Source organism: Burkholderia sp. Bp9099 (assembly GCF_003857805.1).
GTDB lineage: Bacteria > Pseudomonadota > Gammaproteobacteria > Burkholderiales > Burkholderiaceae > Burkholderia.
Window position 1 is genome coordinate 13,338 of the sequence record NZ_QTPU01000012.1, and the last position, 26,715, is coordinate 40,052.

26 protein-coding genes are annotated in these 26,715 nt (G+C 69.3%); 9 read left to right on the forward strand and 17 right to left on the reverse strand.

The window, feature by feature from the left end:
* Nucleotides 1-248 precede the first annotated feature (248 nt).
* The 4 genes from DIE17_RS15235 to DIE17_RS15250 all read right to left on the reverse strand — a co-directional run bounded on the left by DIE17_RS15235 (nucleotide 249) and on the right by DIE17_RS15250 (nucleotide 3,728).
* The gene (locus tag DIE17_RS15235) at nucleotides 249-1,370 is read right to left on the reverse strand and encodes a porin (RefSeq protein ID WP_044847888.1); all 1,122 of its coding nucleotides are present in this window, start codon (nucleotides 1,368-1,370) and stop codon (nucleotides 249-251) included.
* A gap of 360 nt (nucleotides 1,371-1,730) precedes the next feature.
* Nucleotides 1,731-2,531, reverse strand: coding sequence for a YoaK family protein (locus DIE17_RS15240; RefSeq protein WP_124520520.1), 801 nt, complete (start codon nucleotides 2,529-2,531; stop codon nucleotides 1,731-1,733).
* A gap of 58 nt (nucleotides 2,532-2,589) precedes the next feature.
* On the reverse strand, nucleotides 2,590-3,117 hold the full coding sequence (locus DIE17_RS15245) for a chromate transporter (RefSeq protein WP_124520521.1): 528 nt from the start codon (nucleotides 3,115-3,117) through the stop codon (nucleotides 2,590-2,592).
* On the reverse strand, nucleotides 3,117-3,728 hold the full coding sequence (locus DIE17_RS15250; protein WP_124520522.1) for a chromate transporter: 612 nt from the start codon (nucleotides 3,726-3,728) through the stop codon (nucleotides 3,117-3,119). Before DIE17_RS15250 ends, DIE17_RS15245 begins: the two co-directional genes overlap by 1 nt.
* Before the next feature lie 96 nt (nucleotides 3,729-3,824).
* Here DIE17_RS15250 and DIE17_RS15255 point away from each other — a divergent pair, with 96 nt between their 5' ends.
* The 6 genes from DIE17_RS15255 (at nucleotide 3,825) to DIE17_RS15280 (ending at nucleotide 10,447) form a co-directional block, all read left to right on the forward strand.
* Nucleotides 3,825-4,709, forward strand: a complete 885-nt coding sequence (locus DIE17_RS15255; RefSeq protein ID WP_124520523.1) for a transcriptional regulator GcvA — start codon at nucleotides 3,825-3,827, stop codon at nucleotides 4,707-4,709.
* Nucleotides 4,710-5,597: 888 nt separating this feature from the next.
* Complete coding sequence (locus DIE17_RS15260; RefSeq protein WP_124520524.1) at nucleotides 5,598-6,104, forward strand: spore coat U domain-containing protein; 507 nt, start codon at nucleotides 5,598-5,600, stop codon at nucleotides 6,102-6,104.
* A gap of 97 nt (nucleotides 6,105-6,201) precedes the next feature.
* The gene (locus DIE17_RS15265; RefSeq protein ID WP_124520525.1) at nucleotides 6,202-6,954 is read left to right on the forward strand and encodes a molecular chaperone; all 753 of its coding nucleotides are present in this window, start codon (nucleotides 6,202-6,204) and stop codon (nucleotides 6,952-6,954) included.
* 25 nt (nucleotides 6,955-6,979) lie between these two features.
* Nucleotides 6,980-9,283, forward strand: coding sequence for a fimbria/pilus outer membrane usher protein (locus DIE17_RS15270; protein WP_260439246.1), 2,304 nt, complete (start codon nucleotides 6,980-6,982; stop codon nucleotides 9,281-9,283).
* Complete coding sequence (locus tag DIE17_RS15275; protein WP_124520526.1) at nucleotides 9,280-9,786, forward strand: spore coat U domain-containing protein; 507 nt, start codon at nucleotides 9,280-9,282, stop codon at nucleotides 9,784-9,786. The genes DIE17_RS15270 and DIE17_RS15275 overlap by 4 nt, the downstream gene beginning before the upstream one ends.
* Nucleotides 9,787-9,859: 73 nt before the next feature.
* The gene (locus tag DIE17_RS15280; protein WP_124520527.1) at nucleotides 9,860-10,447 is read left to right on the forward strand and encodes a hypothetical protein; all 588 of its coding nucleotides are present in this window, start codon (nucleotides 9,860-9,862) and stop codon (nucleotides 10,445-10,447) included.
* Nucleotides 10,448-10,489: 42 nt separating this feature from the next.
* Here DIE17_RS15280 and DIE17_RS15285 read toward each other — a convergent pair whose 3' ends face one another.
* From DIE17_RS15285 to DIE17_RS15345, 13 genes are all read right to left on the reverse strand, one after another.
* Nucleotides 10,490-11,797: a solute carrier family 23 protein gene (locus tag DIE17_RS15285; RefSeq protein ID WP_124486643.1), complete on the reverse strand. Its 1,308-nt coding sequence runs from the start codon at nucleotides 11,795-11,797 to the stop codon at nucleotides 10,490-10,492.
* A gap of 246 nt (nucleotides 11,798-12,043) precedes the next feature.
* Nucleotides 12,044-13,282 carry a flagellar hook-associated protein FlgL gene (flgL, locus tag DIE17_RS15290; protein WP_124520528.1) on the reverse strand — a complete coding sequence of 413 codons (1,239 nt, stop codon included), beginning with the start codon at nucleotides 13,280-13,282 and terminating at the stop codon, nucleotides 12,044-12,046.
* A gap of 23 nt (nucleotides 13,283-13,305) precedes the next feature.
* The gene (gene flgK, locus DIE17_RS15295; RefSeq protein WP_124520529.1) at nucleotides 13,306-15,288 is read right to left on the reverse strand and encodes a flagellar hook-associated protein FlgK; all 1,983 of its coding nucleotides are present in this window, start codon (nucleotides 15,286-15,288) and stop codon (nucleotides 13,306-13,308) included.
* Between the two features lie 192 nt (nucleotides 15,289-15,480).
* Nucleotides 15,481-16,236 carry a flagellar brake protein gene (locus DIE17_RS15300; RefSeq protein WP_124520530.1) on the reverse strand — a complete coding sequence of 252 codons (756 nt, stop codon included), beginning with the start codon at nucleotides 16,234-16,236 and terminating at the stop codon, nucleotides 15,481-15,483.
* A 233-nt stretch (nucleotides 16,237-16,469) separates the two neighbouring features.
* Complete coding sequence (gene flgJ, locus DIE17_RS15305; protein WP_044847879.1) at nucleotides 16,470-17,468, reverse strand: flagellar assembly peptidoglycan hydrolase FlgJ; 999 nt, start codon at nucleotides 17,466-17,468, stop codon at nucleotides 16,470-16,472.
* A complete protein-coding gene (locus DIE17_RS15310; protein ID WP_124520531.1) occupies nucleotides 17,469-18,647 on the reverse strand; it encodes a flagellar basal body P-ring protein FlgI in 1,179 nt (392 codons plus the stop codon).
* A 5-nt stretch (nucleotides 18,648-18,652) separates the two neighbouring features.
* Nucleotides 18,653-19,342, reverse strand: a complete 690-nt coding sequence (gene flgH / locus DIE17_RS15315; RefSeq protein ID WP_044847878.1) for a flagellar basal body L-ring protein FlgH — start codon at nucleotides 19,340-19,342, stop codon at nucleotides 18,653-18,655.
* A 21-nt stretch (nucleotides 19,343-19,363) separates the two neighbouring features.
* Nucleotides 19,364-20,152 carry a flagellar basal-body rod protein FlgG gene (gene flgG / locus DIE17_RS15320; RefSeq protein ID WP_014895799.1) on the reverse strand — a complete coding sequence of 263 codons (789 nt, stop codon included), beginning with the start codon at nucleotides 20,150-20,152 and terminating at the stop codon, nucleotides 19,364-19,366.
* Between the two features lie 35 nt (nucleotides 20,153-20,187).
* Complete coding sequence (flgF, locus tag DIE17_RS15325; RefSeq protein WP_044847877.1) at nucleotides 20,188-20,946, reverse strand: flagellar basal-body rod protein FlgF; 759 nt, start codon at nucleotides 20,944-20,946, stop codon at nucleotides 20,188-20,190.
* A 20-nt stretch (nucleotides 20,947-20,966) separates the two neighbouring features.
* A complete protein-coding gene (gene flgE / locus DIE17_RS15330) occupies nucleotides 20,967-22,208 on the reverse strand; it encodes a flagellar hook protein FlgE (RefSeq protein WP_044847876.1) in 1,242 nt (413 codons plus the stop codon).
* Nucleotides 22,209-22,236: 28 nt separating this feature from the next.
* Nucleotides 22,237-22,983: a flagellar hook assembly protein FlgD gene (locus DIE17_RS15335; RefSeq protein WP_044847875.1), complete on the reverse strand. Its 747-nt coding sequence runs from the start codon at nucleotides 22,981-22,983 to the stop codon at nucleotides 22,237-22,239.
* A 67-nt stretch (nucleotides 22,984-23,050) separates the two neighbouring features.
* Nucleotides 23,051-23,476 (reverse strand): flagellar basal body rod protein FlgC, encoded by a 426-nt coding sequence (flgC, locus tag DIE17_RS15340; RefSeq protein ID WP_044847874.1) that lies wholly within the window; start codon nucleotides 23,474-23,476, stop codon nucleotides 23,051-23,053.
* 37 nt (nucleotides 23,477-23,513) lie between these two features.
* Nucleotides 23,514-24,002, reverse strand: coding sequence for a flagellar basal body rod protein FlgB (locus DIE17_RS15345; protein WP_124520532.1), 489 nt, complete (start codon nucleotides 24,000-24,002; stop codon nucleotides 23,514-23,516).
* Between the two features lie 205 nt (nucleotides 24,003-24,207).
* Here DIE17_RS15345 and flgA point away from each other — a divergent pair, with 205 nt between their 5' ends.
* From flgA to DIE17_RS15360, 3 genes are all read left to right on the forward strand, one after another.
* Nucleotides 24,208-25,551, forward strand: a complete 1,344-nt coding sequence (flgA, locus tag DIE17_RS15350) for a flagellar basal body P-ring formation chaperone FlgA (RefSeq protein ID WP_124921087.1) — start codon at nucleotides 24,208-24,210, stop codon at nucleotides 25,549-25,551.
* Between the two features lie 119 nt (nucleotides 25,552-25,670).
* Nucleotides 25,671-26,003: a flagellar biosynthesis anti-sigma factor FlgM gene (flgM, locus tag DIE17_RS15355; protein WP_124520534.1), complete on the forward strand. Its 333-nt coding sequence runs from the start codon at nucleotides 25,671-25,673 to the stop codon at nucleotides 26,001-26,003.
* 85 nt (nucleotides 26,004-26,088) lie between these two features.
* Complete coding sequence (locus tag DIE17_RS15360; protein WP_039317824.1) at nucleotides 26,089-26,529, forward strand: flagella synthesis protein FlgN; 441 nt, start codon at nucleotides 26,089-26,091, stop codon at nucleotides 26,527-26,529.
* Nucleotides 26,530-26,715 lie beyond the last annotated feature (186 nt).

The window sequence follows — 26,715 nt, forward strand, 5'->3', positions numbered from 1 at the left end:
GACGCCCGCGCGTGCGTTGCGGCACGCGGCGGACCCTGCACGCAGCGTAGCGGAATCGCTTCGCGCGCACTGTCAAAGTATGTTCTGGAATGCCGACGGAACCCTTACGGGCGGCGTGTTCCCGATGGAGCAATCGCTGAATGGTCGTCTGCGCGCAGGAAGGCGCGTGGCGAAAAAAAAGAGGCTCCTTCCTGGAGCCTCTTCGATGCGCGCCGAACCGGGGCCGGCGCACGCGTTGACGATTTTCGTCAGAAGATATTGCGCAGGCCGATCGCGATGCCGGTCTGGTTGCTGCGACCCGGCAGCTCGACGTTCGCCGCGCCGTTCGTCTTGTTGAAGTCGACCGTGCCGTAGACTTCCGTGCGCTTGCTGAGCGCGTATTCGGCGATGCCGACGATCGCGTAGCGGTTTCCGCTCGCGAGCGTGCCGTTGGCGGTCATCGCGTTGCGCATGTGGTCGTAGTAGAACGCGCCCGTCAGCGTCAGCGGCGTGCTGACCTGCCAGCTCACGCCCGCGAACGGACCGTCGTCGATCCGGCCCGTGCCCTTCGCGACCGGAATCGACTGCTGCGCGAGCAGGCTGTCGACGAAACCGGTGTCGTCCTTCGAGCGCAGGTAGCCCGCATAGATCTTCGCCTTGCTGAACGCATACACGACGTTCGCGTGGTAGATCGTCTGCTTGCGTGCGGAGTTGTCGCTGTTCTGCTGCGCGCCGGCCGCGATGCTGAGCGGGCCCGTCACGTACGACAGCGACACGCCCCATGCGTTGCCCTTGCCGAGCGAGCCCGGGATCTGGCCCGAGAAGCCGCCGGCGCCGGTCGATTCGTAGTTGGTGCCCGTCGAGTACATCGCCTTCGCGGTCAGGCCCGCGAACGTGCCCGTGTACTTGATCTGGTTGTCCGCATACAGGCCGCCGCCGAGTGCGACCGGCAGCCATGCATTTTCGAGGTAGTTGCCGACCGTCAGCGGATCGTAGGTGTCCGACAGCAGGTCGAACAGCGGCGTCTTCTGGCGGCCGAGGGTCACCGTGCCGTACGGGCTGTCCAGGCCGACGTATGCCGCACGGTTGAACAGGCGGCCGCTGTCGGCGAATGCGCCGTTCTGCAGGTTCACGCCGCTTTCGAGCTTGAACACGGCCTTCAGGCCGCTGCCGAGGTCTTCCGTGCCGTAGATGCCGAAGCGGCTGTTGGTGATCGCGCCGTTGGACATCGACAGCAGGCCGTCGTTCTTGGCGTTCGCGTTGGTCAGGTAGCGAACGCTGACGTCGGCGACGCCCCACAGCGTGACCGAGCTTTGTGCTGCTGCGTACTGGCTGGCGAAGGCCAGCACCGCGCCCCCTGCGATGGCTGCGAGCCGGGTGGTCTGCTTCATGAGCTTTCCTTTTTGTAGGTGTCTCCATTCATGGCCGGCCGCGTGCGCAGCCGGGTGGCGATCGCGGACGCTCATGGCGCGCGCGATGTGGGCTGAATCATAAGACCAGTGCGCACGCCGAAAGAAATTGAAACGCGCGGTCGCGCGCGATTGTCGCCCTGGAACAACGTTTCCCGCGCCGGGCTTGCCTGTCGCGCGACGGATGCGGGTCGCGGCGATGGCGGGACGAAGGCTGGCGCTGTAAGGCGCGGCCGGAGCAACCGGTTTGCGCTGGGGCAGCGTGGCGGAGGGTGGCGCGATGAGCCGGTGATTCGGTCGCGCGGCGGACCGGCGGGCCGCATGGCGGCGGCCCTGCGCGCGTCAGGCCGGCCGCGGCGTCCCGCCGTCGGGGTTGCTGCCGTTGCTGCCGTTGCTGCCGTTGCTGCCGTTGCTGCCGCGAACTTCGGCGCCCCCGTTGCCGGCCGCCCCATCGCCACTGTCACGCCCACCGCCCGCGCGCCGCCGCGCCCGCCGCACGATCTCCGCGAACGCACCGGCGAGCAGCAACACGGCGCCCCACAGCGCGACGTCCGGCACGAGCCGCGTCACGAGGCCGCCGACCACCGCGCCGGCCAGGAAGCAGAAGCTGATCGTCGCGAGCAGCGCCGAATCGTGCAGCGCGCCCGCGTCGTAGCGGGGAATCAGCCCGACGAACAGCTTCTGCGCGGCGCGCCGCAGGTTGCCGGTCGTCATCACCGACGTGTACGACAGTTCCTCGAGATGAGTAAACGACAGCGTCTGCAGCGTCGCGACGAACGAGATCCCGGGAATCAGCCACGCGCTCGACGCGCCGACGAGCCCGCTCGCGGCGACGCCGAGAAACGCGATCTCGACGATCAGGCTCGCGAACGCGGTGTGCCGCATCCAGCCGCGCTGCGCGGCGAGACCGAGCAGGTGCGCGACGAACACCGCGACCACGAAACCGCCGAGCGGCGGCACGTGATGCAGCGCGGCCGCCCATTCGCCGGCCGATACGTTGATGCCGAGCAGCGCGACGTTGCCGGTCATCGTGTTCGCGAACACGTGGCCGTGACCGACGTACGTGTACGCGTCGAGATAGCCGCCGGACAGCGTGAGCAGCGCGGCGACGGTGAGATTGCGGCTGGCGCCGTCGAGATCCATCAGGCCTCCCGTGAAGAGTCGCGCCAGTATCGCGCACGGGAGGCCGGTTGTGCGCCGCTCACTGGCCGATGCCGGTGAGCCCGATCAGCGCGCCGGCCGCGAGCAGCCACAGCGGATGGATGCGCGTGCGCCACGCGAGCACCGCGCATGCGGCGGTGATGCCCCACTGGATCGCGGAGCGGTTCGACGCTTCCGAGATCAGCACCGCGCTGGCCGCGACGAGCCCGGCCGTGACCGGCATCAGCCCCTGTTGCACGTAGCGGCGCCACGGCCGGTCGCGAAAGCGCTCCCACGCGTGCAGCGCGAGCACCGTGACGATCGACGACGGCCCGAACTTCGCGATCGATGCGACCAGCAGCCCGGCCCAGCCGGCCACATGCCAGCCGACCAGCGGCACGATCATCATGTTCGGCCCCGGCGCGGCCTGCGCGAGCGCGAACAGCGCGGTGAACGCGTGCGCGCTCATCCAGTGGTGCACGTCGACGACCTGCCGCTGCATCTCCGGCAGGATCGTGTTGCCGCCGCCGAATGCGAGCAGCGACAGCTGGCTGAAGATCGTCGCGATCGCGATCAGCGTGTCGTTCATCACCGGCCTCCGTCGCGCACGGCGGCGCGCTGCGGTGCCGGCGTCTCGCGGCGCCGCGACGCGAGCCAGATGCTCACGGGCGTCAGCACCAGCATCGCGCTCAGGAGCGGGATGCGCAGCACCGCGATCGCGGCGAATGCGAGGGCCGCGATGCCGGCCGCGGTGCGCGGCGCGTGCAGCAGCGGCTTCGCGACCTTCACGGCCATCGCGACGAGCAGGCCGGCGGCCGCGGCGGCGAGCCCGCCGAACAGGTGCTGCACGCGCGGATCGCCCTGCGTCTTCGCATACAGCACACCGAGCCCGACGACCACGAGCGTCGGGCCCGCGATCAGCCCGAGAATGCCGGCGAACGCGCCCGCGACGCCGCGAAAGCGCATGCCGACGGCGACCGACAGGTTGATCACGTTGCCGCCCGGCAGGAACTGGCACAGCCCGAGCAGATCGGTGAATTCGTCGGCGGTGAGCCATTTGCGGTCGTCGACGATCGTGCGCCTCGCGAACGGCAGCGCGCCGCCGAACGACATCAGGCCGAGCGACAGGAAGCCGGTGAACAGCTCGGCGAGGCCGACACGGCGTGGAGGCGCGGCAGGCGACGGAGAAACGGATTGCATGGGGCTCCTCATCAAACGATGCCCCGAGGTTACCGCCGTGCGGCACGCCGGCAAAACGATTTTATCGGCGCGTCCTTGTGATCTAGAATCACAAGCATGGCACGCGATCTCCCGCCCTTTTCCGCGCTTCGGGCCTTTGAAGCAGCGGCACGACATGAAAGCTTCAGCGCCGCCGGCGACGAGCTGCATGTGACTCATGGTGCCATCAGCCGGCAGATCGCCGGGTTCGAGGCGTGGCTCGGCAAGCCGGTGTTCCACCGCTACGGCAAGCGCGTGAAGCTCACCGACGAAGGCCGCCGCTATCTGGATACCGTCCGCGCCGCGTTCGACAGCATCGCGCTCGCCACCGAGCAGCTGCGCAACACCGGGGCCGCGCGCGTGCTGCGCATCAATGCGCTGCCGACGTTCGCGATGAAATGGCTGCTGCCGCGCCTGTCGCGGTTCCAGCGCGACGTGCCGAACGTCGAGCTGAAGCTGTCCACGTCGAACGCGCCGCTCGATGCGCTCGACGGTTTCGACGTCGCGATCCGCCGCGGCCCCGGCCACTGGCCGAACTGCACGAGCGGCCACTTCCTCGACGAAAGCGTGATTCCGGTCTGCAGCCCCGCGCTGCTCAAGCGCGCGCCGATCACCCGCGCGGACGATCTCGCGCGGCACGTGCTGCTGCATTCGGACACGCGGCCGGAAGGCTGGCGCGACTGGTTCGCGGCGGCCGGCGTGACGATGAAGGGGCGCAAGCGGCAGTCGTTCGACCACTTCTACCTGGCGCTGCAGGCAGCCGTCGACGGGCTGGGCGTCGCGCTCGGCCCGCTGCCGCTGATCGACGACGAGCTCGCGAGCGGGCGTCTGGTGATGCCGCTCGACGGGCCGCGCATCGCGACACGCAGCTACTGGTGGATCGCGCCGGGCACGCCGGCCGACGATCCGCTGGTCGCGCAGTTCTGCGCGTGGCTCGCAGCCCAGTCGAATGTGAACGCCTGACGCGTCGCCCCCCGCCCCCTGATCGAAACGGCCGCGATCCGCCGCCCCCCGCCTCCGCGCACGTTGCGGAAATGAAACCGAACCGCACGCGACGCGTGCGATTCCCCAGCGGAATCCCCGTCGCGCGGCCGCTGTATTTCCCCCTTCACTCCAGCCACCGCGTACCAGCCATGGCGAGCGGCCGACCAGCCCGCCGCCTCGCGTTTCACGGCTGAAACACTTCCGCCTCCGCCGCGTTGCACCGGCGCCATGCCGCGACCGCTCAGCCCCCGTTGGCGCGGCAGTCCGCGTGCTGGCCCGCTGTTTGCTGAGGCAACCGTGCACACAACGACACTGCACGGGCCAAGGGCTCGATGCAGGCGACAAACAATCATCAAGCGGGTCGGGGAAATCATGTCCAAACTCATATCGGCCGTCACACGGCTGCTGTCCATCATCACCGCTCCTGTCACGCATCCACTGATGCCGGCGGCGCGACTTCGCGCCGTGCCCGTCCGATGCGCGAACACGGCCCGCCCCGTCACCCGACGTCACGGCGCTCCGATCCGATAGGCGAATCCCCGGGAACCCGCTGCCAGGCGCATGCGCGCCAGGACGAGCCCTGCCGTTCGCGCGGGCATTGCCGCCCGCGCTCGCCCGCACGCCGACGTGCATGCGGGCGGCGACAGCCGCGCCTGACGTCCCGTGCGCCGCAGCGCCGCCAGGGTGCCGGGAGAGCGCGCCGGTCCGACTCCGCATCACACGACACGAAGGAGGTGCCCGCCCAGCCAGCGATCCGATTCAGACGCAGAGAAGACCTGTCGCGCATCCGGACCATCGAGCTTCCGTCCCGAACGACCCGCTCGCCGCACCGGCCGCGCTTTCCAGCCTTGAAGGGAGAAATTCATCATGACGCAGTCCTTACTGACCAAGGCGGCACTTGCCGCATCGCTCGCCTGCGCGGCCGTCACCGCATCGGCCGCACAGGCCAGCGCGACGTTCGGCGTATCGGCCACCGTCAACGCAACCTGCCTGATCGACTCGGCCGGCGCGTTGACCTTCCCCGCCTATACGCCGGGCACCGGCGATCAAGCCGCGCAATCGACGATCACGGTCCGCTGCACGAACGGCACGAACTTCAACATCGGCCTGAATGCGGGCACGACGTCCGGTGCCACGGTGACCAACCGCATCATGACGAGCGGCTCGAATCAGCTCAACTACTCGCTGTACCAGGATTCGAACCGCACGGTCGTCTGGGGCAACACGCCGCCGACCGATACCGTCAACGGCACCGGCCAGGGGATGGCAAGTGGCCAGGCGATCAGCAAGACCGTCTACGGCAAGGTGCCCGACCAGCCCAACGCGGTGCCCGGCAGCTACGCCGATACGGTGACGGTCACCGTGACGTTTTAGTGCCGCGCGGAGGGTGCGCCGCATCGCGGATGCGCGCGCCCCTCCCGGGCGGGATACGTCAACGCGCCGAAGCGCATCCCCTGGAGGTGGATCTGTGATGAAACCGAACGTGTGCAAACTCGCGACCTGGATCGCGGCCGTGACGCTCGCCGCCGCATGCGTCGACAGCCAGGCCACCGACTTCACCGTGTCTCCCGTTCGCGTCGAGCTCTCCGCCGCGCAACGGAGCGTCGCGCTCACGGTGAGGAACGAGTCGCCCGACCAGTCCGTCGTCGTCCAGCTGCGCACTGCGGCGTGGTCGCAGAACGCGGGCGACGACGTCTATGCGTCGACCGGCGACCTGATTGCGGCGCCGCCCATTTTCACGATCGCGCCCGGCAGTTCGCAGGTCGTGCGCATCGGCCTGCGGCACGCGCCGGGCGCGGACCGGGAAACCAGCTACCGGCTCTATCTGCAGGAGATTCCGCCGGCGCCGAAACCGGGCTTCGCCGGCGTGCAGATCGCGCTGGAGATGAGCCTTCCGATCTTCGTCAAGCCGGCCGCCGACACCGCCCCGCGGCTGCGCTGGAGCGCGGAGCCGCGACCGGGCGGCACGGGCATGCTCGCGCTGCGCGTGACCAACGACGGCACCGCGCATGCGCAGGTGGCGAACCTCGCGCTGTTCGCGCCGGGCAGCGATCGCCCCGTCGCCACGCATGCGGAATTCGCGTACGTCCTGCCGGGCCAGTCCCGCGAACTGATGTTCAAGCCCGGCGCCGGAGCCGCGCCGGCCGCTGCTTCCGGAATGCACCTGGTCGGCTACTCCGATGCGGGCGATATCGACTCCACGGTCGCGCCGAACGCGCGCTGACGCGGCGCTGCTGATCGCGATGCTCATGAGCGCGCAGACCACACTCGCGGAAGAGCGGCTTGTAGCGGCCCCGAGGGCACCGGCCGCGCAAGCGTCGCATGGCGCGGCGGCCGGCCCGGCCGAGCTGCTGTATCAGGTCGACATCAACCGCCAGGGGCTCGACGAGACCGCGTTGCTGATCAAGGCGGCCGACGGCGCGTTCTACGTGTCGGCCGACGACCTGAAGCGCTGGCGGCTCAGGCTGCCGGACGCCGCGCCGCTGGCCGGCAGCGACACGCCGTTCTACCCGCTGAACGCGATCGCGGGGCTCACGTACACCGTCGACGAGCGGAACCTGACGATGGCGATCAGCGTCCCCGCGCAAGCGTTCGTCGGCGCGACCTTCGACGAGACCGACCGGCACCGCGCGAGCGCGGTCGAGCCGGGCATCGGCGGCTTCTTCAACTACGATCTGCTCGCCGAGCAGGCCGCCGGCCAGACGCACGGCTCGGGGCTGTTCGAGCTCGGCTTCTTCAACCGCTTCGGCGTCGGCGCCGGCACGTTCCTCGCTGACGAATCGGGCCCGACCCGGCGCCTGACCCGCCTCGAAACCACGTGGACGACCGATCGGCCCGGCCACCTCGCCAGCCTGCGCATCGGCGACGCGATCAGCCGTCCGGGCATGTGGGGCCGCGCGATCCGCTTCGGCGGCATCCAGTACGCGACCAATTTCGCGACGCAGCCCGGACTCGTCACGATTCCGCTGCAGGGCGTGAGCGGGCAGGCCGTGCTGCCGTCGACCGTCGACGTCTACGTCAACAACGCGCTGACTTCGACGCGCGAGGTGGCGCCCGGCCCGTTCGCGATCAACAACGTGCCGGTGGTGACCGGCCAGGGCGACGTGCGGGTGGTGGTGCGCGACGTCATGGGCCGCGAGCAGGTGATCACCCAGTCGTTCTATGCAAGCGCGAATCTGCTGAAGCAGGGCATGCAGGATTATTCGTACGAGGTCGGCAAGGAGCGGCGGGATTTCGGCCTCGCGAGCAACGACTACGGGCGCTGGTTCGCCAGTGCGACGCACCGGGTCGGCCTGACCGACCGGTTCACCGGCGAGATCCACGCGGAAGCCGAAGGGGCCCGGCAGAACCTCGGCATCGGCGGCGTGGTGCTGGCCGGGCCGCTCGGCGTCGTCAACGCGTCCGCGGCGGCGAGCCGCAGCGCCGACGGCCCGGGCGCACTGGCGACGATCGGCGCCGAGAGCCAGGCCGGCCTCGTCGAGATCGGCGCGCACGCGCAATGGGCGACGCCGCATTTCGCACAGATCGGGCTCGAGCCGGGCACGCTCGCGCCGAAGCTGCTGACGAGCGTCAACCTCGGCATCGGGATGGGCCGCTTCGGCTCGCTCGGGCTCGCGCACGTGTTCCTCGACAATCGCGACGGCTACAAGACCCAGTTGCTGTCGCTCAGCTACAGCGCGCAACTGGGTCGCTTCGGCTTCGCCAACGTCAGCGTCAGCAAGCCGCTGAGCGGCTCGGGCACGACGATCGTCGGCGTCGCGTGGACGATCCCGGTCGACAACCGGACGAGCGCATCCGTCACGCTGACGCACCAGCAGGGCGGCACCGAAATGCTCGCGCAACTGCAGCGCAGCCTGCCGGCCGGCGAAGGATTCGGCTATGCGCTGCAGGCCGGCAACGACACGCAGGACGCGAGCGCGACGCTGCAGACGCGCACCGGCACCTACAGCGTCGAGGCGGCTGCGTATCGCGGCCGCGCCGGCGTGCGCGCCAACGCCGCGGGCGGCATCGCGTTCGTCGACGGCACCGCGCGCCTGTCGCGACAGGTCACGGACAGCTTCGCACTGGTCAAGGTGCCGGGCTTCGCCAACGTCGGCATCCTCGCGGACAACCAGCTCGTCGCGCGTACCGACGCCAGCGGCGTCGCGCTGCTGCCGCGGCTGCGCGCGTACGAAAGCAACCCAATCTCGATCGAGCAGGTCGACCTGCCGTTCGACGCGACGATCGGCACGCTGAAGCTCGACGCGGTGCCCTACTTCCGCAGCGGCATGGCGCTCGTGTTCCCGATTACGCGCTCGCGCGGCGCGGTGCTGACGCTCGATCTCGAAAACGGCGCGCACCTGCCGGCCGGCGCGACCGTCACGATCGACGGGCAGAAGGACGTGTTTCCCGTCGGCCGCGACGGCGTCGTCTACGTGACCGGACTGTCGGCGCAGAACCGCCTGCATGCGGCGTGGCACGACCGGCAGTGCGACGTGACCGTGCGCTTTCCCGCCGGCGACGACCCGCTGCCGGACCTGGGCACCCATCTTTGCAAGGGAGTCACACCATGAGACATCGCAAGCATGACGGGCGGCCGGTCCGGCTCGCACGCTTTCGCGCGGCAGCCGCGGCGCTCGCGGCCGGTGCCGTCGTGCTGGCCGCGCTGCCCGCGCGCGCGGCAACGACCTGCACGATGAATGCGCCGTCGTCGATGGCATTCGGCACGTACGACACGATCAACGCGGCCACGTCCGCCGTCACGATCTCGGTGAACTGCACCGGCAGCGGCAACGCCACGCCGACGGTCACCGCGAGCCCGGGCGGCGGCACCTTCGCGAACCGCCTGATGACGCGGACCGGCAATACGCAGACGCTCGGCTACAACCTGTATCTCGACAGCGCGCATACGTCGATCTGGGGCGACGGCACGAGCGGCACGTCGGCGATTTCGTGGGGCAAGATCACGGGCGGCGGCACCTTCAACGCCACCGTGTACGGGCTGATCCGCGGTGGCCAGAACGCCGTGCCGGGCAGCTACGCGGACCACAACATCACGATCCTGTTCAACTACTAGGCGCGCCGGCGGCGCATGCGGTGCGCATGCCGCCGTCGATCGCCATCACGGACCCGGACAATGGGGGGCAGACATGAATCGAACCGAGACAGCGAGCGCCGCCGCATCGCGGCGCGCCCGATGCGCACGGACCCGCACGCGGCCGCTCGCGCTTCGGCGGGCCGGCGGCCGCGCGGGCGCCCGGCTCGCCGCGATGGCGGCGCTGTCGATCGCGCTGCTCGGCGCCGCGCCCGGCCATGCCGATGCGAAGCAGGCCAGCCGGTCGGTGCAGGTCGGCACGACGGTCCAGGCGTATGCGCGGCTCAACGCGACCAATCCGGCGAAGCTCGTGATCGCGAACAAGGACACGAGCATCGGCAACCTGGCCGTGCCGAACACCAGCAACCCGTCCGGGACGACGCTCGCGATCCAGACCAACGACCGGGCCGGCTACACGGTGCTCGTGCAGGTCGCCGCCGCCAGCCAGTCGCAGTTCAGTTCGATCGAGATCACCGGCTTCGGCGGCAAGGTCGTGCTGCCGGGCACGGGCGGCACGATCGCCGTGCCCTATACGGCGCTGAAGACGACGTTCACGCTGACCTACCGTTTCGTGTTCGCGCCGAAGGCAAAGGACGGAACCTTTGCCTGGCCGCTCACGTTTTCGGTGCAGCCGAACCCGTGACGCCCGCGACGCCGGCGCCCGCGGCCCTGCTCCCGCCGCGGCTCACACCACCGGCCCCGGCTCCTTTTCCTTGCGCAGGATCGCGTACAGGATGATCGCGCCGAACGTCGCGGTGCCGATCCCGCCGAGCCCGAAGCCGCCGATCTTCAGCGAGAAGTCGCCGGCGCCGAGCACCAGCGTGACGGCCGCGACGATCAGGTTGCGGTTGTCGGAGAAGTCGACCTTGTTGACGACCCAGATCCGCGCGCCCGTCACCGCGATCAGCCCGAACACGACGATCGACACGCCGCCGAGCACCGGGCCCGGAATCGTCTGGATCACCGCGCCGAACTTCGGCGAGAAGCCCAGCCCGATCGCGATCAGCGCGGCGACCGCGAACACGAGCGTCGAATAGATCCGCGTGACGGCCATCACGCCGATGTTCTCCGCATAGGTGGTCACGCCGGTGCCGCCGACGCTGCCCGACACGATCGTCGCGAGCCCGTCGCCGATGAACGCGCGACCGACGTAGCGGTCGAGGTTGGTGCCCGTCATCGCGCTGACGGCCTTGATGTGGCCGAGGTTCTCCGCGACCAGGATCACCGCGACCGGCGCGAGCATCAGCATCGCGTGCGGATCGAACACCGGCGCGCGGAAGCTCGGCACGCCGAACCACGCGGCCTGCGCGACGATCGCGAAATCGACCGGCTTGCCGAGGCCCATCCCGTTGGTCGCGATCGCATAGATCACGTAGGCGATCACCAGCCCGACGAGGATCAGCAGGCGCTGCATCATCCCGCGCGCGAACACCGCGACGCCGCCGACGCACAGCACCGTGACGAGCGCCATCACCGAGTCGAAGGTCGATGCCGACACGCCCTTGACCGCGATCGGCGCGAGGTTCAGCCCGATCACCGCGACCACCGCGCCGGTGACGACGGGCGGCATCAGCGTCTCGATCCAGCGCGTGCCGATGGCCTGCACCAGCGCGCCGAGCGCGACGTACACGACGCCGCACGCGACGATCCCGCCGAGCGCGACCGGGATGTTCGGGTTCGGGCCGCTGCCGCCGTAGCCCGTCACCGCGATCACGAGGCCGATGAACGCGAAGCTCGAGCCGAGGTAGCTCGGCACGCGGCCGCCGACCAGCACGAAGAACAGCAGCGTGCCGATACCCGACATGAAGATGCACAGGTTCGGATCGAAGCCCATCAGCAGCGGTGCGAGCACGGTCGAGCCGAACATCGCGACGACGTGCTGCACGCCCATCGCGACCATCTGCGGCCACGCGAGGCGTTCGTCGGGGCCGACCACGCGCGAGACCGCGCCGGTCGGTTGCACCCGCCAGCGCGGGAAGTAGGAATCGGACATGGGGAAAAGGGCTCCTGTCGTACGCCGGCTGCGGGACGGTGCGCCGGTCTGGAATCTGGCGCGAGTTTACGGAGCGGAAATGGGGCTGGCAAGCGCGAACCGCCGGGGCGGCGGGCGTGCCTGCCGGGCGGGCATCGGCGCGGGAATCGGCGCGGGAATCGGCGCGGCGCGACCGCATCGGCGGCGGCCGGCCGGCGCACCGCGCGATGTGAGCGGGCGCTCACATCGCAGCGGACGCGACGCGGATTACGGATTGATGTACTGGAACAGCGACATGTTCTGCAGCTGCGCGTAAGCCTTCTGCGCGCCGCTCAGCGCGTTCTGCACCTGCAGGTACTGGCTGATGGTCGTGACCATGTTGGCGCTCGTCAGGTCCGACAGGTTGCTGGTCGTCTGCAGCGCCGCGGTCTGGTTGACGGTCTGCATCGCCTTGACCTCCTGCTCGCGGCCGCCGACCGAAGCCAGCACGGTCGTGACGTTGCGCATCGAGTTGCCGATCTTCGTCGCGGCCGTGCTCAGCGTGTTCGACAGCGCGGCGGTCGCCGTCGGATTGCCGGCGACGGGCGTCTTCAACGCCGTGATCATCGAATCGAGCGTCGAGAACACGTCGACCCCGCTCGCCTGCGGCGCGGGCGTGACCGAAAAGGTGTCGGTGGGCGACGGCGTGCCCGACACGGCGACCTTCATCCCGTTGCCGAGCGCGATCGCGGTGCCCGACGTATAGGCCTGCGCGGGCCCGGGAGTCGGGGGTGAAATCGAGTTGTCGGTCACCGTGTAGGTCGGCGCGGCCGCCGTGCCGCCGAAGGTGATCGTGAACTGATGGCCGTTGGTCGCAGCCGACGGATCCGTCACCGTGACGTTGCCGATGGTGGCCGTGCCGGTGTTGGCCGCGCCGGCCGCCTGGACGGGCGAGTTGCCCAGCGCCTGCACCGACATGAACACCGAGAGGCCCGAGTCGCCCTGCGGCACGCTGCGCGAATCGTCGATCTGCACGGTGCGCGTGCCCGTATCGCCGACATAGCTGATGCTGCCGGCGGCGTCCTTCGTGAACGGCGCCGTCGAATTCTGGTAGCCGGCGAACAGGTAGTTGCCCGCGCCGTCGGTCGAGTTCGCGAGCGACACCAGCTGGTCGCGGTAGCCCTCGAGCTGCGCCGCGAGCGCTGCGCGGTTATTGTCGGCGAGCGAGCCGTCGCCGGCGCGCACGATCAACGACTGGACGCTGCCGAGTACGTTGCCGACGCTCTGCAGCGCCTGGTCCTCGGCCTGCAGCGACGCGAGCGCCGTGCTCTGGTTCGCCGCGTATTGCGACAGCGTGGCCGACGTCATCGACAGCTGCACGGCCTGCGCCGCGCCCAACGGGTTGTCGGCCGGCGTCGACAGGCTCACGCCGCTCGAGATCTGCTGGTAGAGCTGCGCGAGCTGGGCCTGCTGATCGTTCATCTGGCCGACGTTCAGCTGGTAGAACTGGGTCGTGGAAATCCGCATCGTTTCTATCCTCTCGAATCCGCTCAGCTGAACAGGCCCAGCACGGTCTGGAACAGCGAAGCCGCCGTCTGGATCACCTTCGCGTTCGCCTGGTAGAGCTGCTGGTACTGCATCAGGTTCGCGGCTTCCTCGTTCTGGTTCACGCCCGACACCGACTGCTGCGCGGACGTGATCTGGCCGACCAGCGCCGTCTGTGCGGTACTCGACGACTTGAGCTGGCTCGCCGCATTGCCGATGTTGTTCACATAGTTCGCGTAGGCGCCCGTAAGCGTCGTCGTGCCGCCGCCGAGGGTCTTCGCGTTGACGAGCCGCGACAGCGCGAGCGCGTTGCTGCCGTCGCTCGTGCCGCCCGCGTACGGCCCGATCGTGAACGAATCGCCGTCCGACGGCGTGCCCGACAGCGTGACGGTCACGCCGTTCAGCGCTCCGGCGGCCGTGCCCGACATCGTCATCGCCGCGCCGGTCGACGGGTCGTACGGCACGGGGTCGGTCGGATTGCTGATCGTCACCGACGTCGGCGGCGTGCCCGGGATCGTCACCGTGGTACCGGCCGGGAAGCCCGACAGCGACTGCGTCGCCGCGTCGTAGGTCAGCTTGGTCGACGGCACCTGATAGCCGGAGGTCACCCCGCTCAGCGCGATCTTGGCGGTGCCGATGTTGGTGCTCGACGCCGACGTGACGGCCGGCGACGCGGCCGCGATCGCCGAGCCGCTCGTCGTCGCGAGGCCGAAGCCCGTCAGCGCGCCGCGCGTCGGCAGCACGGTGAACTGGTCGCCGGCATTCATCGCGCCGGACGAGGACGAGAAGTTCAGCCCGCCGAGCGAGACCGGCATCGGCCCCGCCTTCTGGTCGACCACCGACCCGCTCGCGCGGTCGGTCAGCGTGTAGTTCGTGCCGTCAAACGACAGCGTGTAGTCGCTCGTCGTAGGCTGCGACGCGTTGGCGAACGAGACGGACAGCGCCGCGTTGCCGGTATTGCCCTGGTTCGAATAGACGGTCGGGTTCGCCACCGTGAACAGGTTGCCGCCCGGATTGCCCGCCAGGTCGACGCCGAGCGCGTTCTGCCCGTTGACCTGCGCGGCGAAGCTGGTCGCGAGCGCGCCGAGCTGCGCCTGCGCGGGGTCGAGCGTCTGGCTGCGGAACGCGAGCAGGCCGCCGAGCGTGCCGCCCGACAGCGACGCATCGGGCAGCGCCTGGTTCGGCCCCGGCGGGTTCGCGCCGGCGATCCCCTGCGACACGACGGTCAGCTCGCTCGGATCGGACGACGACGTGACGGTCGCGAGCTGGTAGCTCTTGTCGGCAAGAACGAGCGGCTGGCCGCCCGCGAGGAACACGCTGTAGCCGCTGTCGTTGCGCACCACCTGCACGCCGGCGAGGCTCGACAGGTTCGACACCGCGAGGTCGCGCTGGTCCATCAGCTGGTTCGGCGGCTGCCCCTGGCTGCTCGCTGCGGAGATCTGCCGGTTCAGCTGCGCGATCTGCTTGGTGTACGTGTTGATCTGCGACACGGTGTCGGTGAGCTGCGTATTCACGCTCTGGCGCAGCGCGTCGTACTGCTGGCCGGCCGCGTTGAGCTGGTTCGCGAGGATCTGCGCGTTGCTGACCGCGGTCTGCCGTACCGACGGATCGGACGCGTTGTTCGCGACGTTCTGCAGCCCGGTGAAATAGCCCGTGATCCCGGTCGAGATGCCGGCCGTCGGGCTGCCGACGTAATTGTTCAGCTGCGCGACGAGCGAATACCACGTCGACAGCGAGCCGCCCTGCGACTGCGCGCTGTTCAGCTGGTCGCTCAGATACTGGCTGTACTGCCGCTGCACGGTGACGGTATTCACGCCCTGCGGCATGTAGCCGCTCGCCGTGTACTGACCGCTCGCCTCGGCATAGACCGGGCGCTCGACCGAATAGCCGGGCGTCGCGGCGTTGCTGATGTTCTGGCCGGTCGTCGTGAGGCCCCAGAGCGCGGCATTGAGGCCGCTGACACCGAGGTTCATGAGTGAGTTGGACATGCGCGATCCTGATGAGCCGGCCGCGCTGCGGCCGCCGGGTTGCGTGACTCCCGGTATAACGGCCGCGGATCGGAAAAATTGAGGGAAAAATGCGCGCGCGACGCGCGCATGCGCGTCGTCCGGCGAGCGGCCCGGCGCACGCTGCCGGCGCCGGTGCGAGAGCGGCCCCGAACCGGGCCGCGAGCGGATGCGTCAGGCCCGCGCGAGCGAGCGGCGCTTCATCTCGAGCTGCGTGATCAGGCGCTGCAGCGTGTTCTCCGCGCTGCCCGGCAGCGACATGAAGCGAAAGCCGAGCTGGTAGCGGCGCGAGCCGTTCGGCATCTGGGTCGAACGCTGCGACACGAGCTGCAGGTCGAGCGACAGCTTGCCGTGGCCGTTCAGCTCGAGCTCCACGCCCGGCAGCAGCGTGCCGACATCGAGCGTCTCGACGCGCTCGTCGGCGGTCCGCAGGCCGACGCCGCCGAGCGACAGGTTATGCACCTCGAACATGAAGCCCTCGCCGTCCGGCAACCGGCCGCGGCACAGGAACGGATCGACGATCGGTGCATCGACGCGGAAATACTCGCGGCGCTGGATGCACATCAGCACGTCGGGGAAATCGGCGACGAACGCGGGCAGCCCCTCGTAGCGCGTCTCGCGCGGCGTGTTCGTGGTGAATTCGACGCGCACGCCTTCCGGCGCGGCCGCGAAGGTGCAATGCGACGCGCCGAGGATGCCGGCGTTCTGCTCGGACAGCGCGCCCCAGTCGAACGCGAACGTGCGCGCGCCGACGTCGACCTCGAGCAGGCGCGTGACGAGCTGGCCGCCCGGGTACTGGACGGTCAGGAAGTCGCCCCGGTTCACGAGGTTGCGCAGCTGCACGCCGATCTCCAGCGGATTGCGGCGGGCGTAGTCGGGCCCGGAATGGCCCGCATCCAGGCTCGGATCGGTCGACGTTTCGATATTCATGGCTAGCCGGTTTTCTTTTCAGGGCGCCCGGGCGACCGGTGCGCAGTAAAACCGGGCCAGAACATGGCCCGGTTACAGGTCTCTCACACTTAGCGGCAGTGCTCACCGAAAGTTTAGATCGAAACGCCGGTATTTTTCGCGCAAACGTTGAAAACCGCGCGCGGCGGGATACCGGGCACGGTTCGTAAGATTGTAAAAACGGCGGCAGGCGGGGCCATTGCGGCCCGGCCCCGTCAGCCGATCTGCTGCATGATCGAGATCAGCTTCTTCGCGTAATTCGGGTCCGTCGCGTAACCGGCCTTCTGCATTCCGTGCGCGAAACCCTCGACGCTGCGGCTCGCGCTGAGCACGCCCGCATAGCGCGGGTTGTTCTTCAGCAGGTTCGCATAGTCGGTCATCGCGTGCTCGTACGAGTCGTACGCGCGGAATTTCGCGACGACGCGGCGCGGCGTGCCGTTCACGTATTCGGTCGTCAGCGCCGACACCGTGCGGCCCGTCCAGCCCTTGTTCGCCTTGATGCCGAACACGTTGTAGCTCGTCGAGCCGTCGCTCGCGCGGATCTCGCGCTTGCCCCAGCCCGATTCGAGCGCGGCCTGGCCGACGATGAAGCGCGCCGGGATGCCGGTGGTCGCGCTCGCCGCCTGCGCCGGGCCGGCGAGCCGGTCGACGAACGCGTCGGCGTCCTGCACGCCGCTCGCGCCCTTCAGCGGCGGCGTCAGCGCGCTGCCGGCCGTGTAGCCGCGCGAGCCGGCGAGCCCGCCGTTGTTCGCCGCGTTCGCGTAGGCCCGCGCCATCGCGTTCATCGCGGCGAGGCTGCCTTCGTTGCCCGACGTGCCCGAGCCGGCCGCACCCAGGCCCGCCGCAGCGAGCCCGGCCGCGCCCGCGTCGGCCGCCGTGTCGCTGCCCGTGCCCTGCCCCGCGTTGCGCAGCAGCTGCTTCATCAGCGCGTCGGCCACGCCGATCCCGCGCTTCGACATCTGCTGCGCGAGCTGCTGGTCGAGCATCGACGTGTACATCTTCGACGTGTGCGAATCGAGCAGCCCGCCGTCGGGCGACGCATCGCGCATGCTCTTGAGCATCATCTGCGTGAACATCGCGTCGAACTGGCCCGCGACCGCCTTCGCACCGGCCTGCGGCGACTGCTTCGCCTGCGCGCGCAGCGCGTCGAAGCCCTGCACGTCGAGGGCGAAGCGCTGCGTCAGGTCGTTCGCGTTCGGAAGATTCGCCGCCATTCAGATCACCTCCAGGTCTGCGCGCAGCGCGCCGGCCGCCTTCATCGCCTGCAGGATCGACATCAGGTCCGCCGGCGTCGCGCCGAGCGTGTTCAGCGCCTTCACGACGTCGGCCAGGTTCGCGCCGGCCGTCACCATCTTGAGCGCGCCGTTGTCCTGCTTCAGCTGGATCTGCGACTGCTGCGCGACCACCGTCTGCCCGTTCGAGAACGGCCCCGGCTGCGACACCACCGGCTGCGTGTTGACGACCACCGACAGGTTGCCGTGCGCGACCGCGCAGCTTTGCAGCGTGACCATCTGGTTCATCACGATCGAGCCGGTGCGCGCGTTCAGGATCACCTTCGCGGCGGCCTTGTCCGGGCTCACGTCGAGGTTCTGCAGGCGCGCCATGAACGCGACCTGCTGCGCGGAATCCGCCGGCGCGGCGAGCTGGATCGTGCGGCCGTCGAGCGCCGTCGCGGTGCCCGGGCCGAAGCTCGAATTGACCGCGGACACGATCCGCTGCGCGGTGCCGTAGTCCATGTCGTTCAGCTGCAGCTGCAGCACGCCGTTCATCTGCGCGATCGCGTTCGGCACCGCGCGCTCGACGATCGCGCCGCCGACGATCCGGCCGGCCGCGAGCTGGTTCACCTGCACGCGGCTGCCGTTCGCACTCGCGCCCGCGCCGCCGACCGCCATGTTGCCCTGCGCGAGCGCGTACACCTGCCCGTCCGCGCCCTTCAGCGGCGTGAGCAGCAGCGTGCCGCCGCGCAGGCTCTTCGCGTTGCCGAGCGACGACACGGTCACGTCGAGCGCCTCGCCCGGCCGCGCGAACGGCGGCAGCGTCGCGGTCACCATCACGGCCGCGACGTTCTTCAGCTGCATGTTGTTCAGCGACGACGGCCCGCCGTTGGCCGAGCCGTTGTTGATCGAGATGCCGAGGTTCGCGAGCATGTTCGCGAGCGTCTGCGTCGTGAACGGCGTCTGCATCGTCTGGTCGCCGGTGCCGTCGAGGCCGACGACGAGGCCATAGCCGATCAGCGGGTTGTCGCGCACGCCCTGGATCTGCGCGAGGTCCTTCAGGCGCTCCGCGTGCGCGGGTGCCGCGCCGAGCGCGCACACCGCCAGCACGAACGCGGCGGCGATCCGCGCGACGGCACGCGCACGGGACGACAGGCGGTGGAAAAGAGGCTGCTGCATCGTCATCACCACGGTGCGATGTTGAGGAAGAAGCGCTGCAGCCAGCCCATCGTCTCGGCTTCGTTGATGTAGCCCTTCGACGAGTATTCGATCTTCGCGTCGGCGACCTGCGTCGAATAGACGGAGTTCGCGCCCGAGATCGTGTTCGGGTTGACGACCCCCGAGAAGCGCACGAATTCGTTGCCCTGGTTGATCAGCATCTGCTTCTCGCCGCTGACCACGAGGTTGCCGTTCGGCAGCACGTTGGTGACGGTCACCGTGATCGTGCCGTTGAACGTGTTCGCCGCGCTCGCGCCGCCGGTGGCCGCGAACTTGTTGGTGCCGGCCGCCGACAGGTTCGCCTTCGCGAACAGCCCGCCGAGGAAGCCGGCCGTCGGCACGTTGAAGTCGGTGTTGCCCTGGCGGTTCGTGTTCGCGCCCGACGACTTGGTCGCGTTGATGTTCTCCGCGATCATGATCGTCAGGATGTCGCCGACGTTGCGCGGCCGCTGATCCTCGAACAGCGGCCGCCCCGCATAGCCGGGGTTGTAGATCGAGCCGGGCGCCTGCATCGACATCGGCATCGGCGGCTGCGCCGTCATCGGCTGCTGGATGATCGGGTCGCGCGGAATCTGCGCGCAACCGGCGAGCGCGGCCACCGCGACCGCGCACGCGGCGCGGACGGGGGCTGACGGGAGGAGGCGAACCTGCTTCATGGCGACGACGGGACGTTCCGGTTAGCTCTTCATCTGCGTGACGGTCTGCAGCATCTGGTCGGACGTCGTCACGGCCTTGCTGTTGATCTCGTAGGCACGCTGCGTCTGGATCATGTTGACGAGCTCCTGCACGACGTTCACGTTCGACGCCTCGACATAGCCCTGGTTGAGCACGCCCGCGCCGTTCAGGCCCGGCTGCGACACGTTCGGCGCGCCCGACGACGTGGTCTCGGCGAACAGGTTCTCGCCCTTCGCCTCGAGGCCGGCCGGGTTGATGAAGGTCGCGATCTGCAGCGAGCCGATCTGCACCGCGTTGCTCGAGCCCGGCTGCGTGACCGACACGACGCCGTCCTTGCCGATCGTCAGCGACTGCGCGTTCTGCGGCACCGTGATCGCCGGCAGGATCTGGTAGCCGCTCGACGTGACGAGCTGGCCCTGTGCGTTGGTCTGGAACGAGCCGTCGCGCGTATACGCGTTCGTGCCGTCCGGCATCAGCACCTGGAAGAAGCCCGCGCCGTTGATCGCGACGTCCTTCGAGTTGCCGGTCTGCGTGAGGCCGCCCTGCGTGTACAGGCGCTCGGTTGCGACCTGCTGCACGCCGGTGCCGAGCTGCAGGCCCGACGGCAGCTCGGTCTGCTGCGTCGAGTTCGCGCCCGGTTGGCGGATGGTCTGGTACAGCAGATCCTCGAACACCGCGCGCGACGCCTTGAAGCCGTTCGTGCTGGTGTTCGCGAGGTTGTTCGAGATCACGTCCATCTGCGCCTGCTGCGCATTCATGCCGGTGGCGGCAATGTAGAGCGAACGGTTCATGTTGAATCTTCTCCTGGGTGCGAGGGCCGGGCCGCTCAGCTGAAGTTGAGCAGCTGGTTCGCCGACTGCTCGTTCTGGTCGGCCGTCTGGATCAGCTTCGACTGCAGCTGGAACGCCCGTGCGTTGTCGATCATCGCGACCATCGCGGTCACCGGGTTCACGTTGCTGCCTTCGAGCGAATTCGGCGTGACGACCACGGTCGGGTCGGCGTCGGCCGGATTGCCGTCGGCGGTGCGGAACAGCCCGTCGTTGCCGCGCGCGAGCGTGGCCGGGTCGGGGTTCACGAGCTTCATCTGGTCGACGATCGCGACCGCCGTCGGCGGGTCGCCCGGCATCAGCGCGGACACCGTGCCGTCCTTGCCGATCGTCACTTCCGCGTTCGGCGGCACCGAGATCGGGCCGCCGTTGCCGAGCACCGGCAGGTTGCTCGCGTTGACGAGCTGGCCGTTTTCATCGACGTGCAGGTTGCCGGCGCGCGTGTACGCCTCGCTGCCGTCGGCGGTCTGCACCGACAGCCAGCCGGCGCCCTGCACGGCGACGTCGAGCGGGTTGCCGGTGCGCGTGATCGGACCCGGCGCGTAATCCGCGCCGGGCGTCGACGCGAGCACGTAGGTGCGCGTCGTCGTCGGGTCGATGTTGCTGCCGTCGCCGAAATTCATCGGCACCGCGCGGTAGGTCGCGAGCTGCGCGCGAAAACCCGTCGTCGACGCGTTCGCGAGGTTGTTCGCGACGATCGCCTGCTGGTCGAGCGACTGCGACGCGCCCGTCATCGCCGTGTAGATCAGTCGGTCCATGGCTGCCGGTTATCCGCGCGTTACAGGTTGATGAGCGTCTGGTCGACGGTCTGCTGCGTCTTGATCGTCTGCGCGTTCGCCTGGTAGTTGCGCTGCGCGGTGATCAGGTTGACGAGCTGCGACGTCAGGTCGACGTTCGAGTTCTCCAGCGCGCTGCCCTGCAGCGTGCCGTGGTTCGTGCTGCCCGGCGCGGAGATCTGCGGCACGCCCGACGCGGCCGTCTCGGCGTACTGGTTGCCGCCGAGGCTGGTCAGCCCGTTCGGGTTGTTGAAGTTCGCGATCGCGATCTGGCCGAGCACCGCCGTCTGGCCGTTCGAGTAGTTGCCGGTCAGCTTGCCGTCCGAGCCGATCGAGAAGGTCGTCAGCGTGCCGCTCGCGTAGCCGTCCTGCGCGAGGTTGTTCACGCCGTCCTTGCCGCCGTACTGCGTGGTGCCGGTCAGGTCGAGCGTGAGGTTCTGCGGCGTCGCCGAGCCGTCGGTGGTCGGTACGGTGAACTGGAACTGGCCGAGCGATGCGGTCGGCGTGGCGGAACCCGGCAGCGTCGTGCTCTGGATCGCGCCCGACGTGTCGAACGTGACCGTGCCGAGGTCGGTCGCGGTGCCGCCCTGCACGCCCGCGTAGGCTTCCCACGAGCCGGCCGCCGACTTCACGAAATACATGTTGACCGCCTGCGAGCCGCCGAGCGAGTCGTACACCTGGATCGACGTCGAATAGTTGTACGTCGTGGTGTCGGTCGGGTCGAACGGCGTCTTGGCCGGCACCGTGTCCTGCGAGTTCAGGTTGAACTGGCCGGTGATCTTGGTCGTCGGGGTCGGCGCGATGTTGGTCGTCGGCGCCTGCAGCGCCACGGTCTGCGCGGTGTTCAGCACGCCGTTCTTGCCGGCCGCGTAGCCCATCAGGTTCGCGCCCGCCGAGTTGACGATGAAGCCGTTCTTGTCGCGCTGGAACGTGCCGTCGCGCGAGTACGTCGTCACGCCGTTGTTCGACATCTGGAAGAAGCCGTTGCCGTTGATCGCGACGTCGAGCGACGAGTTCGTCGTGTTGATCGTGCCCTGGCCGAACTGCTGCTGCACCGACGCGAGCGTCGTGCCGATCCCGATCTGCGTGTTGACCGACGTCGCGAGCGAGTTCGCGTACATGTCGGAGAACTGCGCGGTGCTCGACTTGAAGCCGACCGTGTTCGCGTTCGCGATGTTGTTGCCGATCACGTCGAGCGCGTTCGATGCGCCGGCGAGGCCGCTCAGACCCTGTTGATAACCCATTTCGGTCTCCGTTTTCGAGAAAGCTGGATCAGTTGCTGGTGGTCGTGCCGCCGGACGACGACGACGCGGTGTTCGGGAAAATCGACGCGACCTGGGTCAAGCCCACCGTCGTGCCGTTCGACAGCACGAGCCCCGCCGTGCCGTCGGCCTGCTTGATCACGCTCTGTACCTGCGCGGCCGCGAGCACGGTCGGCGCGTACGTCTTGCCGTCGCTGCCCGTGTACTGCGCGCTCACGGTGTACTTGCCGTCCGGCAGCGCGTTGCCGGCCGTATCCGTCGGCGTCCAGTTGAACGGCACCGTGCCGGCCGACTGCTGGCCCGCGTTGATCGTGTTCACGACGACGCCCGCGCTGTTCTTCACGGTGATCGTCAGGTTCGACACGTCGCTCGTGAGCGACACGCCGAACGGCGATGCCGCGCCGCTCTTCACCGCGACGCTGTTGCCCGGCGCGAGCACGTTCGTGCCGATCAGCAGCGCGGCCTGCGTCTGCTGGCCGGCCGCGAGTTGCGTCGACAGCGACGTGAGCGACGTATTCAGCTGCGCGATGCCGCTCACCGTGTTGATCTGCGCGAGCTGCGACGTCATCTGCGAGCTGTCGACCGGGCTCGTCGGATCCTGGTTCTGCAGCTGCGTGACGAGCAGCTTCAGGAACGTCGCCTGCAGGTCGCTCGCCGAGGTGCCGGTCGTCGACACGTTGTTGGTGTTCATCGTGTCGGTCGGCAGGGTCGACACGTTGGTGCCGCTGCTGCCGATCGTCGTGCTGGAGGAAGTCATCCTGGATAGCCTTGTGTCGAAACGGTCGGGTCTGGGCCCGGGTGTGGAAGGTCGCTCGGCGCGCGGCTTACGTGCCGATCGTCAGCGTCTTGAGCATCAGCGTCTTCGCGGTGTTCAGCGTCTCGACGTTGGCCTGGTACGAGCGCGACGCCGAGATCATGTTCACCATCTCCTGCACCGGATCGACGTTCGGCATCTGCACGTAGCCGTTCGCGTCGGCGGCCGGGTTCGCCGGGTCGTAGGTCGACTTCATCGGCGACGGATCGTCGACGACCTTCGTCACGCGCACGCCGCCCACGCCCTGGCCGGACGCGGTGCGCGCGCCGCCCATCGGGTCGGTCGCGAACACGACCTGCTTGGCCTTGTACGGCTTGCCGTCGGGGCCGGTCGCGCTGTCGGCGTTCGCGAGGTTCGACGCGGTGACGTTCAGGCGCTGCGATTGCGCGGACAGCGCCGAACCGGCGACGCCGAAGATGTTCATCAACGAGGGCATGGAGGCTCCTGGTGCTTGTGCTCGGGTTCGGTTGCGCTTACGAGTTCGTCGAGATCGCGGCGATCATCGCCTTGATCTGCTGGGTCATCACGGTCATCCCGGTTTCGTAGTGCAGCGCGTTGTTCGCGAACTGCACGCGCTCGACGTCGAGATCGACCGTGTTGCCGTCGAGCGACGGCTGCAGCGGCATCCGGTACTGCGCGCGGCCGTAGTCGTCGGCCGGGCCGCCGGCCGGCATCAGCTTCGCGGTGCCGGCCATGTGGCCGGGTGCCGTCGACACCATCGTCATCCCGCTCGCCACGCCGGCCGGCTGCGCCATCGGCAGCTGCGCGGCGTTGCTCGGCGCGAGGCCGCCGCCGGCCTGCTTCAGCGAGCGCGCGAGGGTCGACGCGAAATCGGCGTCGCGGGCCTGGTAGCCGGGCGTGTCGGCGTTCGCGATGTTCGACGACAGCAATTCCTGCCGATAGGCGCGCACGTCGAGCGCCTGTCGGCCGAACGCGAATTCGGCATCGAGTTTGTCCAGCATGTGTGCGTCTCTCCGTATGAAGCGCTGCACGCCCGTTGCGCCGGATGGCGACCCAAGGGGCTTTTTTCCATGACAGCGATGGTAGGCGGCGGGCGCAACCGGCAATCGGACGAATAACGCGGCAAAGGCCCCCTCTATTCATCGTTTGCGCGGCGGCCCGGCTCCCTAGAATGCGAATCGGATCAACGGCTTCGAGGACACGGCGATGACAGGCAGCGCACTTCGCGGCAACCACGGACGCGGCACGCGCTGGCCGCGTGCGTTCGCGCTCGCCGCGGCGCTGTGGCTCGCGGTGCCGGCCGCGCACGCGGACGACGGGATGATCGTGATTCCCGGCCGCGGCGAAACGGCCGAGACCGCGCTCGCGCAGGCGAACGCGGCGAGCGGCGGTCAGTTCGGCGGGAATTCGGGGACGGCTTCGGGTACGGGTACAGGTGTGGCCACGACGGTCGGTGCAGTCGGTGCAGTCGGTGCAGTCGGTGCAGTCGGTGCAGTCGGTGCGGGTGGCGCAGGTGGCGCGGGTGGTGCTGCCGGCGTGACCGGCGCGGCCGCGGCCCGCTACGCGGCGCAGCCGGCTGGCTCGATGGTCGTGATGAATGTCCCGCCGCCGGCTGCCGTGCCGACGCCGCGCCCCGCCTACGCCGCCGCGCGCACGAACGCCACGACCACCGCGAACGCCTCGAACGCCTCGAACGCCTCGAACGCCTCGAACGCAGGTTATGGTGCCCTGCGCGCCGCCGATCCGGGCGCCGTCGCGACCGTCGTCGCCGGCGCGGCCGACCCGGCATCGAATTCCGCGCGACCGGCCATCGCCGCGCGCCTCGCCGCGGCCCGCGCCGCTTCAGCCGCGCCGGCCGCGCGCGCACCGGCGGCTGCCGCCAACCCGCCCCAGGTAGCCGCCGCGCCCCAGCCGGCGACACCGCCCGGCCAGCAGGACCCCGACACGATCCGGCGCACGGCGCTCGCATTCCTGCAGCAGCAGGTCGCGGGCCTGCCGGGCAAGACGACCGCGACCGTCGCGGCCGCGTTTCCGCGCGGGCTCGCCGCGTGCACGACGCTCGAGCCGTTCCTGCCGACCGGCGCGCGCCTGTGGGGCCGCACAACGGTCGGCGTGCGCTGCGCGGGCGAGCGGCCGTGGACCGTCTACCTGCAGGCGAAGGTTGCCGTGCAGGCCACCTATTACGTCGCCGCGCGCCAGATCGCGCCCGGCGAGCCGCTCACCGCGGCCGACCTCGTCGCGCGCGAAGGCGACCTGACTGTGCTGCCGCTCGCGGTGATCACCGATCCCGCGCAGGCGGTCGGCGCGACCGCGCTGGCGCGGATCTCGGCCGGGCTGCCGCTGCGCCAGGACATGCTGAAGAGCGCCGCGTCGGTGTCGGCCGGGCAGACGGTACGGGTCGTCGCGGCCGGGCCCGGCTTCACGATCTCGGCCGAGGGCAGCGCGCTCGCGAATGCGGCGCCGGGGCAGTCGGTGCGGGTCCGGATGGCCGCGGGGCAAATCGTCACGGCGATCGTCAAGGATGCCGGAACCGTCGAAATTCCGCTGTAGGGCCGGATCGCACCGCAAGATTGTAAAGAATTGTTTATTCGGAGAATTTCGGGCTCACGATGCTAAAGTTCGGGCCGACCCGGCCGTTATCTGGGTCATACCGTCCAGGAAACCCCATCGTGAAGATCGATTCCACTCCGAACCCGAGCCCACTCGCGTCGACCGGCAACGGCGCGGCCCGCGCGCAATCCGGCGCGGCTTCGTCGTCGTCCGCGCAGGCGGCCGACGCAGGATCGACCGGCGGCGACGCGAGCGTGAACCTGTCGGGTCTGTCCGGCCAGCTGCGTTCGCTGTCGGCCTCCGGCAGCGCCGACATCGACACGGCCCTCGTCCAGTCGATCAAGGACGCGCTGAACAACGGCACGTTGACGATCGACGTGAACAAGATCGCCGACGGCGTATTGAATACCGCCCGCGACCTGCTGCAACAGCAGCGCTCGCAGGGCAACTGAGCCGGCCCGGGGCCCGTCACGCCCTGACCGGTCCCCTGGTTTGCCGGCATGCGGCCCCGCGTGCCGGCGCGACGAGCATGACGCGATGAGAGAAGAGCTGCTGGCCACGGTCAACGACGAACACGCGACGGTCGAAGCGTTCGCGTCCCTGCTCGCCTACGAGGAAAAGGCGCTGACGACGCCGGAGCCGCTTGAAATGCTGCCCGGCATCGTCGAGAAGAAGAGCGCGCTGATCGACCGGCTCGCGCAGCTCGAGCGCACGCGCGACACGCAGCTGTCCGCGCTCGGCTTTCCGGCCGGCAAGAAAGGGATGGACCAGGCCGCCGAACGCGACGCACGCCTCGCGGGCCGCTGGCAGTTGCTGCTGCAGGCCGCCGAACGCGCGCGCCAGGCCAATGCGACCAACGGGATGCTGATCCGGATCCGGATGGACTACAACGAGCGCGCGCTCGCGGTGCTGCGCTCGGCGCCCGCGCCGGCCGGCGTCTACGGGCCCGACGGGCGGGTATCGGCGCTGATGCGCTGATTCTCCGACGTACTGATTCTCTGACGTACGGATTCCCTGACGCACCGATTCCCTGACGCACCGATTCCCTGACGCACCGATTCTCTGACGTACCGATTCTCTGACGTACGGATTCCCGACGGGCCGATCACGCCGGCGCATCGACGCGCCGCGCGTGCATCGCGCGGCCCGCCTGCGGCCGCGCGC